This is a genomic window from Methylovulum psychrotolerans (assembly GCF_002923755.1).
Taxonomy (GTDB): Bacteria; Pseudomonadota; Gammaproteobacteria; order Methylococcales; family Methylomonadaceae; genus Methylovulum; species Methylovulum psychrotolerans.
Genome location: NZ_PGFZ01000002.1, coordinates 278,864 through 297,078, shown reverse-complemented (window position 1 = coordinate 297,078; position 18,215 = coordinate 278,864). Strand labels below are relative to the sequence as shown.

16 protein-coding genes are annotated in these 18,215 nt (G+C 52.5%); 11 read left to right on the top strand and 5 right to left on the bottom strand.

Going from position 1 to position 18,215, the window contains the following annotated elements:
• Nucleotides 1–1,361 (bottom strand): TIR domain-containing protein (locus tag AADEFJLK_RS07080; RefSeq protein WP_211299167.1); only part of this gene is annotated, 1,361 nt, incomplete at its 3' end.
• Between the two features lie 193 nt (nucleotides 1,362–1,554).
• Here AADEFJLK_RS07080 and purH point away from each other — a divergent pair.
• The 11 genes from purH to AADEFJLK_RS07030 all read left to right on the top strand — a co-directional run bounded on the left by purH (nucleotide 1,555) and on the right by AADEFJLK_RS07030 (nucleotide 14,207).
• On the top strand, nucleotides 1,555–3,114 hold the full coding sequence (gene purH, locus AADEFJLK_RS07075; protein ID WP_103973782.1) for a bifunctional phosphoribosylaminoimidazolecarboxamide formyltransferase/IMP cyclohydrolase: 1,560 nt from the start codon (nucleotides 1,555–1,557) through the stop codon (nucleotides 3,112–3,114).
• Nucleotides 3,115–3,174: 60 nt separating this feature from the next.
• Nucleotides 3,175–3,300: a hypothetical protein gene (locus AADEFJLK_RS25845; protein ID WP_282957355.1), complete on the top strand. Its 126-nt coding sequence runs from the start codon at nucleotides 3,175–3,177 to the stop codon at nucleotides 3,298–3,300.
• Nucleotides 3,301–3,667: 367 nt separating this feature from the next.
• Nucleotides 3,668–4,945 (top strand): phosphoribosylamine--glycine ligase, encoded by a 1,278-nt coding sequence (gene purD / locus AADEFJLK_RS07070; protein ID WP_088619822.1) that lies wholly within the window; start codon nucleotides 3,668–3,670, stop codon nucleotides 4,943–4,945.
• 16 nt (nucleotides 4,946–4,961) lie between these two features.
• Nucleotides 4,962–5,141 carry an AbrB/MazE/SpoVT family DNA-binding domain-containing protein gene (locus tag AADEFJLK_RS07065; RefSeq protein WP_103973781.1) on the top strand — a complete coding sequence of 60 codons (180 nt, stop codon included), beginning with the start codon at nucleotides 4,962–4,964 and terminating at the stop codon, nucleotides 5,139–5,141.
• A 392-nt stretch (nucleotides 5,142–5,533) separates the two neighbouring features.
• Nucleotides 5,534–8,065 carry a nitrite reductase large subunit NirB gene (gene nirB, locus AADEFJLK_RS07060; RefSeq protein WP_103973780.1) on the top strand — a complete coding sequence of 844 codons (2,532 nt, stop codon included), beginning with the start codon at nucleotides 5,534–5,536 and terminating at the stop codon, nucleotides 8,063–8,065.
• Nucleotides 8,066–8,407: a nitrite reductase small subunit NirD gene (nirD, locus tag AADEFJLK_RS07055; protein WP_103973779.1), complete on the top strand. Its 342-nt coding sequence runs from the start codon at nucleotides 8,066–8,068 to the stop codon at nucleotides 8,405–8,407.
• Entirely contained in the window at nucleotides 8,404–9,327 is a 924-nt protein-coding gene (locus AADEFJLK_RS07050) for a PhzF family phenazine biosynthesis protein (protein ID WP_103973778.1), read from the top strand. The genes nirD and AADEFJLK_RS07050 overlap by 4 nt, the downstream gene beginning before the upstream one ends.
• Nucleotides 9,328–9,370: 43 nt before the next feature.
• On the top strand, nucleotides 9,371–10,600 hold the full coding sequence (locus tag AADEFJLK_RS07045; RefSeq protein WP_332455516.1) for an NAD(P)/FAD-dependent oxidoreductase: 1,230 nt from the start codon (nucleotides 9,371–9,373) through the stop codon (nucleotides 10,598–10,600).
• Nucleotides 10,601–10,656: 56 nt separating this feature from the next.
• A complete protein-coding gene (locus AADEFJLK_RS07040; protein WP_103973777.1) occupies nucleotides 10,657–10,824 on the top strand; it encodes a type II toxin-antitoxin system CcdA family antitoxin in 168 nt (55 codons plus the stop codon).
• A gap of 385 nt (nucleotides 10,825–11,209) precedes the next feature.
• Entirely contained in the window at nucleotides 11,210–11,422 is a 213-nt protein-coding gene (locus AADEFJLK_RS07035) for a hypothetical protein (protein ID WP_088619911.1), read from the top strand.
• A gap of 145 nt (nucleotides 11,423–11,567) precedes the next feature.
• A complete protein-coding gene (locus AADEFJLK_RS07030; RefSeq protein ID WP_103973776.1) occupies nucleotides 11,568–14,207 on the top strand; it encodes a nitrate reductase in 2,640 nt (879 codons plus the stop codon).
• 144 nt (nucleotides 14,208–14,351) lie between these two features.
• Here the strand turns inward: AADEFJLK_RS07030 and AADEFJLK_RS07025 are convergent, their stop codons facing one another.
• From AADEFJLK_RS07025 to AADEFJLK_RS07010, 4 genes are all read right to left on the bottom strand, one after another.
• On the bottom strand, nucleotides 14,352–14,696 hold the full coding sequence (locus tag AADEFJLK_RS07025; protein ID WP_103973775.1) for a hypothetical protein: 345 nt from the start codon (nucleotides 14,694–14,696) through the stop codon (nucleotides 14,352–14,354).
• Nucleotides 14,697–14,791: 95 nt separating this feature from the next.
• A complete protein-coding gene (locus AADEFJLK_RS07020; RefSeq protein WP_103973774.1) occupies nucleotides 14,792–15,364 on the bottom strand; it encodes a hypothetical protein in 573 nt (190 codons plus the stop codon).
• Nucleotides 15,365–15,532: 168 nt separating this feature from the next.
• Nucleotides 15,533–16,621, bottom strand: coding sequence for a quinolinate synthase NadA (gene nadA / locus AADEFJLK_RS07015; RefSeq protein WP_088619915.1), 1,089 nt, complete (start codon nucleotides 16,619–16,621; stop codon nucleotides 15,533–15,535).
• An 89-nt stretch (nucleotides 16,622–16,710) separates the two neighbouring features.
• Nucleotides 16,711–18,051, bottom strand: a complete 1,341-nt coding sequence (locus AADEFJLK_RS07010; RefSeq protein WP_103973773.1) for a sigma-54 interaction domain-containing protein — start codon at nucleotides 18,049–18,051, stop codon at nucleotides 16,711–16,713.
• Nucleotides 18,052–18,215: the final 164 nt, after the last annotated feature.

The window sequence follows — 18,215 nt, the reverse complement described above, 5'->3', positions numbered from 1 at the left end:
ACCTCATGGCAATAATCCGAGGCAATAAAATCCGCACTGATCAATAACAAAATCACATCCGCTTTTTCCAAATTTCTATCAATTTCATCTGCCCAAGATTGCCCCGCAATAATTTTTCTATCATGCCACCCTTGAATAATACCTTGACGCTTTAAGGTACTAAGATGCTTTTCCAATTGATTCCGATAATCTTCATCCTCATGGGCATAAGAATAAAATAAATTAATCGGTTTCGCTTTCTTTATAGGTGGGGAGGCCGTGGTGTCACCAGCGCCCATATTTTCTACATTAACGGTATGAAGAATTGTAGCCATTGGTTGAGCTTGATTAATCCGATTGCCCTTAAATGACGACAAACAAGCGAGAGAATTTAACTTCCATAAACCATGATTATCGGTTTTCTTCGCAATAATCCGAGGAATCCAACCGCCGCCGTCATTATCAAATTTCCGTAACCAGATTTCCATAGCCCCCGTGTCGAGATTTAAACGTACAAAGTTATAGCCGTTTTCTTCCCCTGAGCCTTCGTAACAAGCAGCTCCGGCTATACGCACAAGCTTATCGTTTATGTTGTTAACCCAGCCTTGATGCTCATGCCCATGCAAGAAAAAATCAAAATCCCTTTCCGTCCGGCTTCGTAATTGGTTATCTTCTTGCTCAACAAACCAGCCGGGGGGGTGATGAATTAAGGCCATTTTTAAATCGGCTTGTTGTTCTTTTAACTGGTTTACGATGGTGCCGTTTTGCCAGTCACCTCCCAGCCAAAGCTTGCCCTTTTCGCCATTACGCCCACAGCTCCACGCCGAATTAAAACCGCCTATGCCTATTTTTACGCCGTGGATTTCCCGAACTTGCGCATAAAGCAAGCGTCCTGGGTCTGTCAACAAATGGTCATAACCGTTAGTTTCCAGAAATTGTCGGTAGGTGGCTAAGCGATCCATATACTGCCGCCAGTCTTTCTTACCCTCTTGGATGCGTTGGGTTATTTTCTTTACATCGGTTTGCTGGTCTAGCCACAGGTTTTGGTCATCCGTCACTTCACCTCGATCCACATCATGATTACCCGGCACCAAAAACACATTGTCCTTAGGGATAGCTTGTGAAAAAGCTCCCCGCACTCCAGCCAGAAAGGTTTCAACATCTTGGTATTGGTCGGCCAAACTCGCCCCAGCCACACTGCCAAACGCCGCATCACCCGTAAAAAACAGCAATTGCGGCAATAAGCCATGCTCGGCTTCCATTGTTTTTAAATCTTCGATAAGCGGATCTAAAACACTATGCGCATCCCACCCCGTTTTCGGTTCGCAAAGATGAAGGTCAGACAAATGCAGCCAAACAATAGCGTTAGACGGGGTAGACATATCAGTGTTTTCCAATGGCGATAATCGCTTAAGTTTACCGATAAATTACCTTTATAGCCAACTTATCTCCGTAATAGGCAAGCCTTTCTTAAACAAGCATTGAAGGAATGCCCTAGCCGTTTATAATACGCCCAGCAGCGGCTTTATAAAGCCGCCCCCAACCTTTGCACACTCTTTAATAATTAAGGCAGACATGAACAAAACAATCACACGGGCGTTAATCAGCGTTTCCGATAAATCCGGCATCGTTGATTTTTGCCGGACACTGAACCAGTTGGGGATTGAAATCCTCTCGACGGGCGGTACGGCCAAAACTTTGGCGGAACACCAAATACCCGTAACGGAAGTGTCGGATTACACGGGTTTTCCAGAAATGATGGACGGGCGCGTTAAAACCTTGCACCCGAAAGTGCATGGCGGCATTTTAGGCCGTCGGGGCATTGATGAGGCGGTTATGGCGGCGAACGGCATTTTGCCGATTGATATGGTGGTGGTTAACCTGTACCCATTTGCGGCGACCATCGCCAAACCCGGTTGTGATTTTGAGACGGCGATTGAAAACATCGACATCGGTGGCCCTACCATGTTACGCGCGGCGGCGAAAAACCATGCCGATGTGGCGGTGGTGGTCAACCCAGAAGATTACGCGACTATCCTTGCCGAGCTGAGTGCCAATGCCAACCAACTGGGCGGACAGACGCGCTTCCAGCTGGCGGTCAAATGCTTTGCCCATACCGCCAATTATGACACGCAAATCGCCGACTATTTGGGCAAGCTCAACGGCACGGCCTTCCCTGAGACTTTAAACTTACAATTTGAGCATCACCAAGCCTTGCGCTATGGCGAAAACCCGCACCAAAATGCGGCTTTCTACCGTGAAAAACCCCCCGCTTCCGGTACGCTGGCCGCCGCTAAGCAACTGCAAGGCAAAGAGCTGTCTTATAACAATATCGCCGATGCCGATGCCGCGTTAGAATGCGTCAAAGCCTTTACCGATTTGCCGACTTGTGTGATTGTCAAACACGCCAACCCCTGCGGCGTAGCGCAAGCGGACGACAATCTGGGCGCGTATAATCTGGCCTACCAAACCGACCCGACTTCGGCGTTCGGCGGCATTATCGCCTTTAACCGCGAACTCGATGCCGAAACCGCTGCCGAAATTATAGGCCGCCAGTTTGTCGAGGTGATTATCGCTCCGGTCATCAGCCCGGCGGCACAAACCGTGCTTGCCGCTAAGCAGAATATCCGCGTTTTGGAGTGCGGGGCATGGCCTGAGCAAGAAGGTGCATCGCTGGACTTTAAACGCGTCGCGGGCGGTTTGCTGGTACAGGATAAAGACCAAGGCGCCATCACCGCCGCCGACCTGAAAATCGTCAGCCAACGCGCCCCGACCGAGCAAGAGCTGCGTGATATGCTGTTTGCGTGGAAAGTCGCCAAGTTTGTCAAATCCAATGCCATTGTGTATTGCAAAAACAGCCAGACCATCGGCGTGGGCGCGGGGCAAATGAGCCGCGTCTATTCGGCGAAAATCGCCGGCATTAAAGCCGCTGATGAAGGTTTGGTGGTGTCCGGTTCGGCCATGGCTTCCGATGCTTTCTTCCCGTTCCGTGACGGTATCGATGCCGCCGCCGCCGCGGGCGTGACCGCCATCATCCATCCAGGCGGCTCCATGCGCGACGGCGAAGTCATCGCCGCCGCCGACGAACACGGGATTGCGATGGTGTTTACGGGAATGCGGCATTTCCGGCATTAATCCATTGCCTAAAGATACCGCCAAGCCACAATCTGCCACTGGCCTTCAAGAGGGTTTGGTTTGGCTGTGCTTGCAGCGAAAAAATCTGATGCCAACGCATTGCGCGACGTTTTGAAAGGCGCGGACACTGATGACATCCGTGACCGTAATGAAAGGACTATCTTGCTTAACATCGGCATAAAATAACGCTAGGCGGCATAAGTCCTAGAGGGCGGCCAAGATGGCCGCGCTCCAAGGGAGAAATCGCCTTACGATAGTGACTGGCCGATATTATTTTATGCACGTTACTGTTGTACAGGCGAAAGTACGGCAACCCCCTCCCAGCCTCCCCCTTGTCAGGGGGAGGAGCTTTTTTCCCCTGATTTTCGCCTGTATGATGGGGAAGCCATAAGCTCCGCTGGGGTGGGGTTTAACACGCTGAGACGCAATGGAACGCCGACTTAATTTTATGCACGTTACTTAGCCATATTAATAACACCACTGTGAGTAACTGACGGCCGTGATGCTCCAGCCCACAGACCCCACATCCAGCTAAAACCCGAGACCATCCATTATGAATATCCTCATCGTCGGCAGCGGCGGACGCGAACACGCCCTTGCTTGGAAAGCCAGCCAATCCCCGCTGGTCAAAAAAGTTTTTGTTGCCCCCGGCAATCCCGGCACCGCATTGGAAAGCGGCATTGAAAATGTCGATATTGCCGTCGATAACATTCCGGCCTTACTGTTTTTCGCCCAAGACAACGCGATAGGCCTGACCATTATCGGCCCTGAAGTGCCGTTGGTGCTGGGCATTGTCGACCAATTCCACGCCGCCGGGCTGAAATGCTTTGGCCCTACGGCACAAGCGGCGCAATTGGAAGGCTCCAAATCGTTTTGTAAAGACTTTTTAAGCCGCCATAACATCCCGACCGCCGCTTACCAAAGCTTTACCGATAAAGCCCAAGCCATTGCTTACATCAAGCAACACGGTGCGCCGATTGTCGTTAAAGCCGACGGGCTGGCGGCGGGCAAAGGCGTGATTGTCGCGCAAACCGAGCAAGAAGCGGTGAATGCCGTTGAAGACATGCTGGCGGGCAACGCTTTTGGCGAAGCCGGACACCGTGTTGTTATCGAAGAATTCCTGCAAGGCGAAGAAGCCAGCTTTATCGTCATCGCCGACGGCAAACACGCCCTGCCGATGGCGACCTCGCAAGACCATAAAGCCCGCGATAACGGCGACCAAGGCCCTAACACGGGCGGGATGGGCGCGTATTCGCCCGCCCCGGTCGTCACCCCCGAAATCCACGACCGCGTCATGCGCGAAGTCATCGCCGCAACCTTAAACGGTATGGCGGCAGACGGCCTTCCGTACACAGGCTTTTTATACGCCGGGCTGATGATCGCCCCCGACGGTTCGGTTAAGGTCTTGGAATTCAACTGCCGCTTCGGCGACCCCGAAACCCAACCGATTATGATGCGCCTGAACAGCGATTTAGTGGCGTTGTGCCTAGCGGCTTTGGCAGGCGAGTTGAATACCACCACCAGCGAATGGGACGCACGGGCGGCTTTAGGTGTCGTGTTGGCGGCGGGCGGCTACCCTGACCATTACCAAAAAGGCGCGGTCATTTCCGGCCTGCCGGGTGAAGATGCCAACGACAGCAAAGTTTTTCATGCGGGTACAGCGCAAGTCGGCGACGACATCGTTACCGCAGGCGGGCGGGTATTATGCGCTTGTGCCTTAGGCGAAGACATCGCCACCGCACAACGCAAAGCTTACGAACTGGCGGCGAAAATCGACTGGAACGGCATTTATTACCGCACCGATATTGGCTTTAAGGCGATTAAGGCTTAGGGCCTGCGGTAAGAACATGCAAGCCACCCAATTAAATGTAGAGCAAGGCATAGAAGTTTGTGCCGAGAACGGGCGTATCATTATCGAATCGGCAAGCCCCATTTTTACATTGGCGACGTTGCTTGACGGCATTACTGACAGCAATCGGCATAACGAATTAGATGTTGGTAAACTACAGGGACAGGAGCAACTTTAGCTATAGGATCCGACGTTAGGCCGAACGTTGGTACACACGGTTATAGGCCATCGTGCAAAGGCTAAAGACCTTTGCACTCCGCTCTACCCCCCATTTTAACCCTCAGCACCCGCACTAAAAAAACAGTTTACTGCACCAGAATAGCGCGAAAAATCAGCCTAAAGCCGCTTTCTTAGCGGCTAAAATTCCCCAAAACCCAGCATTAACAAGGCAAACAAGCTCCTCATAAAAGTAGGCACACGAATTGCTTATTGTTATTCAAACTCCAAAGCAGGAGTAAACAATCACAGTTCAAAGCTGAACTGACCAGACAAAGGTGTCTTTCGCACATAAGCATGGCTTATGCGCGAAGACACCTTTTTTTTTGCCTGACAATTCCTGTAGAGGTTGTTATGAAACAAACATTAGTGGTTATCGGTAACGGCATGGTCGGCCAACATTTTTTGGCAGGGCTGGCGGCCAGCACCGGAAAAGACCAATACGACATCGTAACTTTTTGCGAAGAACCCAGGCCAGCGTATGACCGCGTCCATCTGTCTGAGTTTTTCTCAGGCAAAACCGCCGAAGACCTGTCGTTGATCCCCGAAGGCTTTTTTGCCGATAACGGCATCACCCTACACTTGGGCGACCGGGCAGCGACAATTGACCGCGAGCATAAAACCGTCACTTCCGCCAAAGGTGTCAGTATCCGTTACGACAAATTGGTGCTGGCGACCGGCTCTTATCCTTTTGTGCCGCCCGTACCCGGCCACGACCGTAAAAACTGCTTAGTCTACCGTACCATTGAAGATTTGGAAGCAATGACGGCGGCGGCACGGACAGGTAAAGTCGGTACCGTGGTCGGCGGTGGCTTGCTCGGCTTGGAAGCGGCTAAAGCCTTAAAAGATTTAGGTTTGGACACCCACGTCGTGGAGTTTGCCCCGCGCCTGATGGCGGTACAGATCGACGAAGGCGGCGGCGCGATGTTACGGCGGAAAATCGAAGCCTTAGGTGTCACTGTCCACACTAATAAGAACACCAGCCAAATTATCGACGGTGATACCTGCGTGAACAAGATGTGCTTTGCCGACGGTGAAGAGCTAGAGACGGATGTAGTGCTGTTTTCGGCAGGTATCCGTCCGCGTGACGATATTGCCAAAGGTTGCGGCTTAGACATCGGCCAACGCGGCGGCATTGTCATTGATAACCACTGCAAAACCTCTGACCCTGACATTTACGCCATTGGCGAATGTGCCTTATGGAACGGCATGATTTTTGGGCTGGTCGCTCCCGGTTATGCGATGGCGCGTACCGTTATTGCCGATCTGAACGGCAGCGAAGCCCTGTTCACTGGCGCGGATATGAGCACCAAGCTCAAACTGATGGGCGTGGATGTCGCCAGTATCGGCGACGCCCATGCCAGAACCCAAGGCGCATTAATTTTTACCTATCAAAACGGTGGCAGCGATGTGTATAAACGCCTGGTAGTCAGTGAAGACAAAACCCGCCTGCTAGGGGCGGTGCTGGTTGGCGATGCCAACGAATACGGCACGCTACTGCAATATTGCCAAAACGGTATAGCCCTGCCCGAACACCCCGATAGCCTGATCTTGCCGCGCAACGCCGGCGAAGCGGTGGGTCTAGGCCCTGATGCCCTGCCCGCTTCCGCACAAATCTGCTCTTGCTACGAAGTCAGCAAAGGCGCCATCTGTTCAGCGATTGAAGCAGGCTGCACTACGGTCAATGCCCTAAAGGCCGAAACCAAAGCGGGCACAGGCTGCGGTGGCTGCGTACCCTTGTTAAAGTCGGTATTGAATTGCGAATTGGCCAAGCAAGGCTACGAAGTCAATACCGATTTGTGCGAACATTTCGCCTATACCCGCCAAGACTTATACAACCTGATTAAAGTCGAAGGCATTAAGACGTTCGATGCCTTGCTGGCAAAGCATGGCCGGGGCTTAGGTTGTGAGATTTGCAAGCCTGCCGTCGCGTCAATCCTAGCTTCGCACTGGAACGATTACATTCTTAAAACCGAACATGTCGGTTTGCAAGACACTAACGACACCTTTCTTGCCAATATGCAAAAAGACGGTACTTATTCGGTCGTACCACGGATTCCGGGCGGGGAAATTAGCCCCGATATGCTGATTGTGCTGGGGCAAGTCGGCAAAAAATATAATCTGTACACTAAAATCACTGGCGGTCAGCGGGTTGACCTGTTCGGTGCAAGGCTTGAGGAACTGCCTGCTATCTGGAAAGAATTAGTGGATGCCGGTTTTGAATCCGGCCATGCTTACGGCAAATCCCTACGCACCGTCAAATCCTGTGTCGGCAGCACGTGGTGCCGCTATGGCGTGGATGACAGCGTCGGCTTGGCGATTGCCTTAGAAAACCGTTACAAAGGCTTACGCTCGCCGCATAAGATCAAATTTGCCGTGTCTGGCTGCACCCGCGAGTGTGCCGAAGCCCAAGGCAAAGACATCGGTGTGATCGCCACCGAAAACGGCTGGAGTCTGTATGTCTGCGGCAATGGTGGCATGAAACCGCGCCATGCCGACTTGTTCGCCACCGGATTGGATAAAGACACCCTTATCGCTTACATCGACCGGGTGCTGATTTTTTACATCCGTACCGCTGACCGCCTGCAACGCACTTCGGTATGGCTGGAAAATTTGGCGGGCGGACTGGATTACCTTAAAGCGGTGGTCATTGACGATAAGCTGGGGCTGTGTGCCGAACTGGAGCAGCAAATGTCCCATGTTATTGACACTTATCAATGCGAGTGGAAGACTACGCTGGAAGATGCCGATAAGCTGAAACGCTTCCGTCACTTCATCAACAGCGACCAAACGGACGACAATATCGTATTTGTCGAGGAGCGCGGCCAAATCCGCCCTGCTAATCCCGAAGAACGTCGCCATTTTCAATTAGTGGAGGTAGCGTAAATGACAATCTGGTTTGATGTCTGTGCGGTAGAAGATCTACAACCCAATTCCGGCGTGTGTGTACTGGTACAAAACCAACAAATCGCCCTTTTTTACCTGCCCGCCACCGAATCGGTGTATGCGGTGCATAATTTCGACCCGTTCGGACTAGCCAATGTTTTGGCGCGGGGGCTAATCGGTGATATTGGCGGCCAGCCCATGGTCGCTTCGCCTTTATATAAACAGCATTTCCACCTTACGACAGGCGAGTGTTTCGAGAATAGCAGTGTCCGTATCCCCGCCTATCCCGTGCGTATAGATAATGCCCGCGTCTCGGTCGGCATTCCGGAGCCCAGCGTATGAAATACCATTACTATATTGCCGATGTCTTTACTCGGCAGATTTTTAGCGGGGCGCAAATTGCGGTGTTTCCTTATGCCGAAAACCTGACCCGGCAACAAATGCAAAAAGTCGCCAACGAAATGAACCTGTCGGAAACGGTGTTCGTGAGAAAACGCGACAAGCGCACAGGCAGGCGCGTGATGCAGGTATTTTCGCCGCAACGGGAGCTGGATTTTGCCGGCCACCCAATTATCGCCACCGCCTACATCTTGGCAAGCATCGGCGATATTAAGCTCACTGAGGCCACCACGCCTGTGATCTTTGAGCAAAACGCCGGCAGTGTCGAAGTGAACATTTCCGCTTATCAAGGTAAGCCGACCCTCGTGCAGTTTTCGCGTAACGTTACGCCGATTGTTGACCGTTTCGCCCCCAGCACCGAAGAACTGGCCAGTTTTCTATCCTTACGGACAGGGGATTTTGATACCAAAAAATACACGGCACGGTTAGTTTCTTGCGGCTTTCCCTACTTGATCGTTCCGGTATTTGCTTACGAAACGGTCAGGAAAGCCCGCTTTAACCCGATGGCGTGGAGCCAATCGAGCGCCCCGCAAACCGCCGCCCAAGAAATATTGCTGTTTGCGCCAAAAACTATGCACCTTGATGCCAATTTCCATACCCGTTTATTAGGGTCACGCATTGGCATCTACGAAGACCCGCCCATCGGCAGTGCCATGTCGGCTTTTGCCGCCTACTTGTGTTCGTTTGATTTCATGCAAAAAGGCACCTACACCTTTTCAGTAGACCGTGGCGAAGACAAGCACCGCCGTAGTGTAGTGAATCTGGAAATGGACCATAAAGGCATGGACAGCCTGACCTTACGCGTCGGCGGCGAAGCGGTACTGGTCGCTAAAGGGACAATGACCATCCCTGACCTGCCCTAAGCATCCTTTAAGCAAGGTCAGCCCTAAAGTGATTTAGCAAGGAATGAATGTGAAAAAACGCTTAGTTGTGATCGGTAATGGCATGGCGGGAATGCGGACGGTGGAGGAACTGCTCGCCGCCGCACCAGACCAATACGAGATTACCGTATTTGGTGCCGAACCTTACGGCAATTACAATCGCATCCTGTTGTCATCGGTGTTGTGCGGGGAAAAAAATCTCGGCGATATTGTCATTAATGACCGCGAATGGTACGACCACCACGGTATCCGCCTTCATGCTGGCGAAACCAAAGCCGTCGTACGCATTGACCGCGCCAAGAAACAAGTCCACGCCCAAGACGGCACCAGCGCCGCTTATGACCGCCTGTTAATCGCCACGGGTTCCAATGCCGTCAAACCCGCCTTGCCGGGCAATGATCTGGCGGGAGTCGTCAGTTTTCGGGATATTGCCGATGTAAAAACCATGCTCGCCTACAGCCGCAGCCATAGCAAAGCGGTGGTTTTAGGCGGCGGCCTCTTAGGGCTGGAAGCCGCCAATGGCTTGGTGCAACGCGGCATGGATGTGACTGTCGTCCATAACAACGAAGTTTTACTTAACCGCCAGTTGGACAAACCCGCCGCCAAGCTCTTGCAAGCGGCCTTGGTCAAGCGCGGCATCCATTTCAAAATGGCCGCGCAAACCCAAGCCTTATTAAGTGATGCCCAAGGCCATATCCGCGCCGTCAGCTTTACCGACGGCAGCGAACTGCCTTGTGATATTTTCGTGATGGCGGTCGGGGTACGCCCTAATATCAGCCTAGCGCAACAAGCCGGCCTGTATTGCGAGCGGGGCATTGTCGTTAATGACACCCTGCAAAGCTATGATCCCAGCATCTATGCCGTCGGCGAATGTATCCAGCATCGCGGCGATACCTTTGGCTTGGTCGCGCCCTTATTTGAGCAGGCCAAAGTCTGCGCCAACCACCTGAGCGCGGACGGTACGGCACATTACCTGACCTTGCCCACCGCCACTAAATTGAAGGTGACAGGCATCAACTTATTTTCCGTCGGCAATTTTCTCGGCGATGCCCATAGCGAAACCATTCATTTTACTGACGCAACCTTAGGTGTTTATAAAAAACTGGTCATTAAAGCGGGCAAACTGGTCGGGGCGGTATTGTATGGTGACACGGCAGATGGCTCTTGGTATCAGGAATTATTGGAACAAGGCCAGGATATTGCCGGAATACGCGAAGGCTTAGTGTTTGGTAAACAATATGTTGGGATTGGATAAGTCTATTATAGACGCATATACTATATCCAGCATAAACCCACAGGAACATTATAGCCATGCAAGCACTATATGATACATCAGCCGCTTTGGAGCAAAAGCCAGCCGAACAAATCGAGCTCAAACAGGTGGCCAACTGGCTAGCCGACAACCAAGCCGCTATCGCCAACTATAATCGGCATGTTGATAAACACGGGGTATTTTCTGATGATATACGGCGTTTCTAATGGCTCAGTTTGATGTCTACGAAAATCAAAACCCCAAAACCAAACGCTTAATCCCTTTTTTACTGGACACCCAAATAGCACACCGCCACTGCCCTCACCCGGCAATTAAGTAGGTGTGCATATATCTTTTAACATTCGCGAATTAAACCCCGCCCCTCCTGAGCGAAGCCGAAGGGCTCTCCTTCGCAGGGGAGGGAGCATATTCCCCGTCGAACAGGCGAAAATGGGGGAAAAAGCCCCTCCCCCTGGCAAGGGGGAGGCTGGGAGGGGGTTACAGAGATACCAATATTAAATGTTAAAAGATATATGCACTCCCTCTTAACGCGTTACGCTCCGAAACCAAGATATTCCGGCACAAACCTTACACGACAGGAAGGAAGCAACCATGCAAGCCATTGAATTTGAAGCAACCGCAGTCAACCATACTATCCATTTGCCGGATTCCGTACCTGATGGTGTGAATTTGCGGGTTTTAGTGTTATTAGACGAAATAGCCGCACCCCACAATACAGACCTTAAAACCTTATTGGCAGGTATCACCGAAGGCTTAACAGATGAGGATTTGACGCGTCCGTATGATGTCGGTAGGGAGCTTTAAGTGGGCTATTTACTAGATACCAACGTCATTTCAGAATTGCAAAAAGGCAAACGGACTCCCCCCAGCGTAAGCCATTGGTATAGCAGTACGGCTGACGCGCGTACGCTTTTCCCCAAAACAAAATACGAATGACTAAACTTTTATTATGACCCAAACCATCAACACCACCTGCCCCTACTGCGGCGTAGGCTGCGGCGTTAACGCAACAGTTAGCGCCAGTAACCGCCACATCCAGATTAAAGGTGACCAAAGCCATCCCGCCAATTTTGGCAGGCTTTGCTCTAAGGGTTCGGCACTGGGTGAGACCGTCGGGCTGGCGGAGCGCTTGCTGGAGCCGCGCATCAACGGGCAAACCGCCAGTTGGGAAGCGGCTTTGGATCTGGTCGCCGACACCTTACTCAAAACCATAGCGGCACACGGTAAAGACAGTGTCGCCATTTACGGCTCAGGGCAGTTACTGACCGAAGACTACTATGTCGCCAATAAGCTGATGAAAGGCTTTATCGGTAACGCCAATATCGACACCAACAGCCGTTTGTGCATGTCTTCATCCGTGGCTGGGCATAAACGCGCCTTCGGTTCCGATACCGTACCCGGCTGCTACGCCGATTTCGAACACGCCGACCTTATTGTCCTGATCGGCTCCAACACCGCTTGGTGCCATCCGGTCAGTTTCCAACGTATCCGCGCCGCCAAAGAAGCCAATCCGCGCTTAAAAATCGTCGTCATCGATCCGCGCCGCACCGCCACCTGCGATATTGCCGACCTGCACCTCCCCTTGGCGGCGGGTTCCGACACCACGCTGTTTAACGGCCTGCTCAAGCATTTGTCAGCCTCGGCCTTGGCGGACGGCTATATCCGACACCACACCCAAGGCTTTGCTGAAGCTCTAACCGCCGCCAGCAGCGCCGATATGGCGCAAGTGGCGGCCGATTGCCTGCTCAATCCTGCCGATGTGGCCTTATTTTTCGCTTGGTTTACCGCCACCGAAAAAGTCATGAGCCTCTACAGCCAAGGGGTTAACCAATCCACGTCGGGGACCGATAAAGTCAACGCCATCATCAACTGCCATTTGGCAACCGGACGCATCGGCAAACCGGGCATGGGGCCATTTTCCCTGACCGGACAACCCAATGCCATGGGCGGGCGCGAAGTCGGCGGCTTATCGCACCAATTGGCAGCACACATGGATTTTGCCACCCCTGGTGATATTAACCGGGTGGCACGATTTTGGCAGACCGATAATATCCCAGCCCAAGGCGGCTTACCGGCGGTAGCCCTATTCGATGCCATCTACGAAGGGAAAGTGAAAGCCGTATGGATTATGGGCACCAATCCGGTGGTCAGCCTGCCCAATGCCGATAAGGTAAAACAAGCCCTGCAACGCTGTGATTTTGTCGTAGTCTCCGATTGTATTGCCGACACCGACACCACCGCCCTGGCGCATGTATTACTGCCTGCGCAAGGCTGGAGCGAAAAAAACGGCACGGTGACTAACTCCGAGCGGCGGATTTCCCGGCAACGCAGCTTATTTAACGGCGCGGGCAACGCCAAACCGGATTGGTGGATCATCTGCCAAGTCGCCCAACGCATGGGTTTTGGCGAGGCTTTCGCCTTCCAACATCCGGTAGAGATTTTCCGCGAACACGCCGCCCTATCCGGCTTTGAAAACCACGGCAGCCGCGATTTTGACATCTCTGCGTTCGCGGACATCAGCTTAACCGATTACGATGATCTCCAACCCGTGCAATGGCCCGTCAATGCCGCAAACCCGCACGGTACGGCACGGCTGTTTGCCGACGGGCGGTTTTTTACCCCCTCCGGCAAAGCCCAATTTATCGCCATAACCCCTAGACCACCCGCCAACCTGCCCGATACCGATTATCCGCTGATCTTAAATACGGGCCGCCTGCGAGACCAATGGCACACCATGACCCGCACCGCGCTTGCCAGCCAGCTTAACCAGCACAAACCGGAACCGTTTGTCGAAGTACACCCCACCGATGCCGAACGCTTCGGGCTGCTACACAACAGCCTGGCGACGCTGGAGAGCCGCTGGGGCAACATGACCGCACGGGTACACATTACCGACGGCCAAAAACCCGGCAACCTCTTTGTGCCTATGCACTGGACGGCACACTATGCCAGTCACGGGCGCATGGGGGCGTTAGTCAATCCGGCGGTCGACCCGGTCTCCAAACAACCGGAATGCAAACACACCCCCGCGCGGATCCGTACTTACCCAGCGGCGTGGTACGGGTTTATCTTAGCGCGGCAACCGTTAACCCTTAGCGGTACGGCGTATTGGGTAAAAGTAAAGGGCGAGCAATTTTACCGCTATGAACTGGCCGGCGAACACCTGCCGACCACTTGGCAAGCCTGGGCGCAAAACCAGCTTGGCGAAGACGGTACGGGGCAATGGCAGGAATATCAAGATGCCAGCAACGGCAATTACCGCGCCGCCCGGCTAGTCGGCCAGCAATTAGATTGCGTGGTCTTTATCGCCACCCACCCCAACCTGCCCGAACGCAACTGGCTGACCAGCCTGTTTGTCAAAGCCGCCTTAAGCGATGCCGAGCGGCGGGCTTTGTTGACCGGCAAGCCGCCCTTAGGCGTTGCCGATGTCGGCACGATAGTCTGCGCCTGTTTTAATGTCGGCGAAAAAACCATCCGCACCGCCATCCAGGAACAAGGCCTGAAAACCCCACAAGAAGTCGGGCGGTGCTTAAAAGCGGGGACTAACTGCGGCTCTTGTGTACCGGAGGTTAAAGCCTTGCTGGGATAGGCCTTGGAGCGCGGGCATCTTGCCCGCAAAGGCGGGCAAGATGCCCGCGCTCCATCGATGAAACCGCCTCACGATAATAACTATTTTTATACACCACAAAAAACACGACATTCTAGGATTTTCAGCTTAGCCAAAAGCCCCCCCCTAAGGTTGGCCGCCACTCCAATGGAAATTCTGTCCATCCTTATCCGCCGCCCCAGGAACGACATGCCCGCCTTTTTTCACAGGCACTTCGGGCAACACCACCTGATAACCGTTACGCGACATACAGTCTGCATACAAGTAAGGGTTATTGCCCAGCGGAATATCCACCTTAATCACCCCACCTGGCTTCGCACCGCCAGGCACTTGCGTAGACACTTTTTGTTGGTTAGACTCGTCATAACACTGCCTAGCCTGCTCTTTATAAGCCGCCGACTGAGGGTCATCCGTTGTGCTGCAAGCCAACAAACACGGGATAATCCCTATCAAAAAAACGCCTTGTTTCATAATACCGTCCTGATTGAAGAAAAAAAGCCGATATGAACAAGCTATACCTACGCGGAAAGTGCCAACCGAGTAGCCACAACCCTCCCAAACCGCCGTTAACGCGGCAAATACTTATATTTATCAATCAACGACTTGACCTGACGTTGATCAATCCCTGGTCGTTTGGTAAACACCCCTAAGGTATCCACTTCGGCTTGGGTTTCCAGAAAGCTTAAAACGACATGGTAATGCGGGCGGTTCCAAAAATCATGGATAAGGATTTTGCAGTGTTCCGGCGTGTTTAAAATGGTGTTCAGCGTACAGGCGACCCGGAAACGCCCATCTATCAACACCAGATCATGCTCGCTTTTTTGCCGGAAAATGCGGAAGGAATAATCCGGCCAGACATGTTTTTTGCAAAAACTCGCCGGATAGCCCCAATAAAAAGTCTTGCCTATGTCAATGATATGGAACAGCAAGCGTCCGGCACTGAGGGCTTCGGAAATCACCGGATTGGGCTTAAGGTTTTCGTCAACAAACTCAGCGGACGACTCCACCGAGTCTATTTGCCGGATAGACGGCACACTGGCCGCATACAAGGTGCTGGCTCCTGCGCCAAATTCTAAAAAGTTGCTGGCCGAATCAATATGGCTGTGCAGGACGTTAAGTTCGGCTGCGGTCATGGTCATGGCTTACCCCCCTGACGGGCTAACACGGCGGTGGCTTGTGCTGTTGACGGAATTCTGTCGTTTCTTTTTATAAAAATCATAATTTCCAACCCGTTATAATAGTTTAATTATCCCTATCCCAAGTTTTTCCAGTACCGCTATGCCGCCAAACCTTGCTTGGCGAAAAGACTAACTCGCCACCAACATCGCATCCAAGGCCTTTTTGGCAAACTGGGCAACATCGGCAGGGACGGCAATCTGATTAATGACCTCACCCGCCGCCAAATTCTCCAACACCCACGCCAAATGTTGCGGGTCGGTGCGGAACATGGTCGAACACATGCACAAGGTCGGCGACATAAAATGGACGTTTTTGCCCTCGCCTTTGCATTCTTCATGCAGGCGGTTGACCAAGTTCAATTCCGTCGCCACCAGCCAGCGCGTATCCGGTGCGGCGGCGCGGACAGTCTTTAAAATATATTCGGTAGAACCGACATAATCGGCTTTTTGGCACACCTCAAAACACGCTTCGGGGTGGGCAATGACCTGGGTTTCGGGATAACGCGCCAGAAAATTGTCGATTTGCTCCGGCTTAAAGGCCTGATGTACCGAGCAATGGCCATTCCACAAAATGATTTTGGCGTTGAGGATTTGCGCCTCAGTCAGACCACCCATCGGTTTGTTAAAATCCCAAGTGACCATTTCCTCCAACGGAATGCCCATCCGGTAGCCCGTGTTGCGCCCTAAATGCTGGTCAGGGAAAAACAGCACTTTCGGTTTTTGGGCAAAACTCCATTCGAGGATTTTTTGCGCATTCGATGAGGTGCAGACAATCCCGTCATGCTGGCCGCAAAAAGCCTTTAAATCCGCCGCAGAATTGATATAAGTAATCGGCGTGATTTGGCTATCCACATCCAGTACTTGCGCCAATTCCGCCCAGCACTTTTGCACTTTCAGCAAATTAGCCATATCCGCCATTGAGCAGCCCGCCGCCAAATCCGGCAAAATGGCAATTTGTTCGGGGCGCGATAAAATATCCGCCACTTCCGCCATAAAATGCACCCCGCAGAACACGATATATTCCGCCGCCGAGTTTGCCGCATCCCTGGAAAGCTTTAACGAATCGCCGGAGAAATCGGCATGTTTAAACACCTCATCGCGTTGGTAATGATGGCCGAGTATCACACAGCGCGACCCTAACTGCGCTTTAGCGGCGGCAATCCGCACATCGCATTCGTCATCATCGAGTAAGGCGTAATCCTGAATAGGTAAAGACATTGTAAATGATTCTCAAAAAAATAATTCTATGTAACGCCATTTTAAAAGTTTCTGGCGCGGATGACCAATCTGATTGCCTAACTCCCCTCTCATAAGCCATAGCGCTTGCGCTTACGCCATAAGGTCGCACGGCTCATACCCAGCAAATCTCCGGCATGGCCTAGCGAGCCATTGCTTTGTTGCAAGGCTTGGCGAATAGCGACGGCCTCCTCTTCGGCAGACAAACGCAACTTATTCGTCAGCAGGGCAATGGCTGGGGATTCGGTGCTGGTGGGTTCGCGAAATTCCGGCGGCAATTCGGCCACTTTCAAGATAGAACCGCGTCCGACCGCAAATGCATATTCAATGACATTATGCAGTTCACGGACATTACCCGGCCAAGCGTAATCCAATAACAAGCGCATCGCCAAAGGGTCTATTTTGTCAATTTTGCGCAGATTTTCCCCATTGTGCACTTGGATAAAATGCCAAAGCAACAAACTGATGTCCTCGCGGCGTTCGCGTAAGGGCGGCAAAAAAATCGGCACGACCCGCAAGCGGTACATCAAATCTTCGCGGAACTCGCCCTTTTTGACCTGCTCGCGCAATGAGCGGTGCGAAGCGGCGACCAGACGCACATCCACGCTCACCGAACGGTCACCGCCGACCGGAATAAAATTGCGCTCCTGTATCACCCGCAACAGCTTAGCCTGTAAATCCAGCGGCAACTCGGCAACCTCATCCAAAAACAAAGTGCCGCCATGCGCCCGCTGGAACATGCCATGATGATCCTTAACCGCCCCCGTAAACGCCCCGCGCACATGACCAAACAATTCGCTTTCCAGCAGGCTGCTCGATAAGGCGGCGCAATTGATCGCCAAAAATGGCGCATTACGCCGCGCACTGAGCTGATGGATAGCCCGCGCCACTAATTCCTTACCCGCGCCGCTTTCGCCCCTGACCAGCACGGTCGCCGTAGTTTCGGCGGCGTTCTCGATAATCTGGAACACTGCCTGCATGGCCGGGGAGCGGCTGATGATCCCGTAAAAATTTTGCTTGGTGGTTTTTTGGATGCTTGGCACGGCTTCCTTCGCCAACGCTTGCCCACACGCGTTTAACAAGCCTAAGCCGCCGCTGACCGCCCCATACTGGTCATATACCATCTGCACGGATTTTTTCAGGCAAACCGTCTGCCCGTCTTTATTGATTAAACTGAGCACCTGCCCGTCTTCCTCGGTGGTGAGGGCATATTCCGGTGCACACCGCTTAGCCACCACATCGCAAGCGGGCAAGCCCGTCAATTGCGCCATCGCCTCACTCCAATACAGGATATGCTGCCCCTTATCGACACAATACACGGGACTGCCCGCCACTAAGGCCAATAAGGAAGCCAGAAGTTCATTATGGTCAAAATGGGCTAATAAAAGTGAAAACGCGGGAATTTGTTTCATAAAAAAGGTTCAGAGTGTGGCAAATAAGCAAAGCGGCCGGAAGTTACCCGCCTATTGTACTGGCAAAGCCCGCCGCTGCGGCCAAGCCGACAGATTTTCTTCCTTAAGCCAGCCGATGTTACACTATTTGCTTTTTTATACAATCTTGCCCTAACTAGGCATAA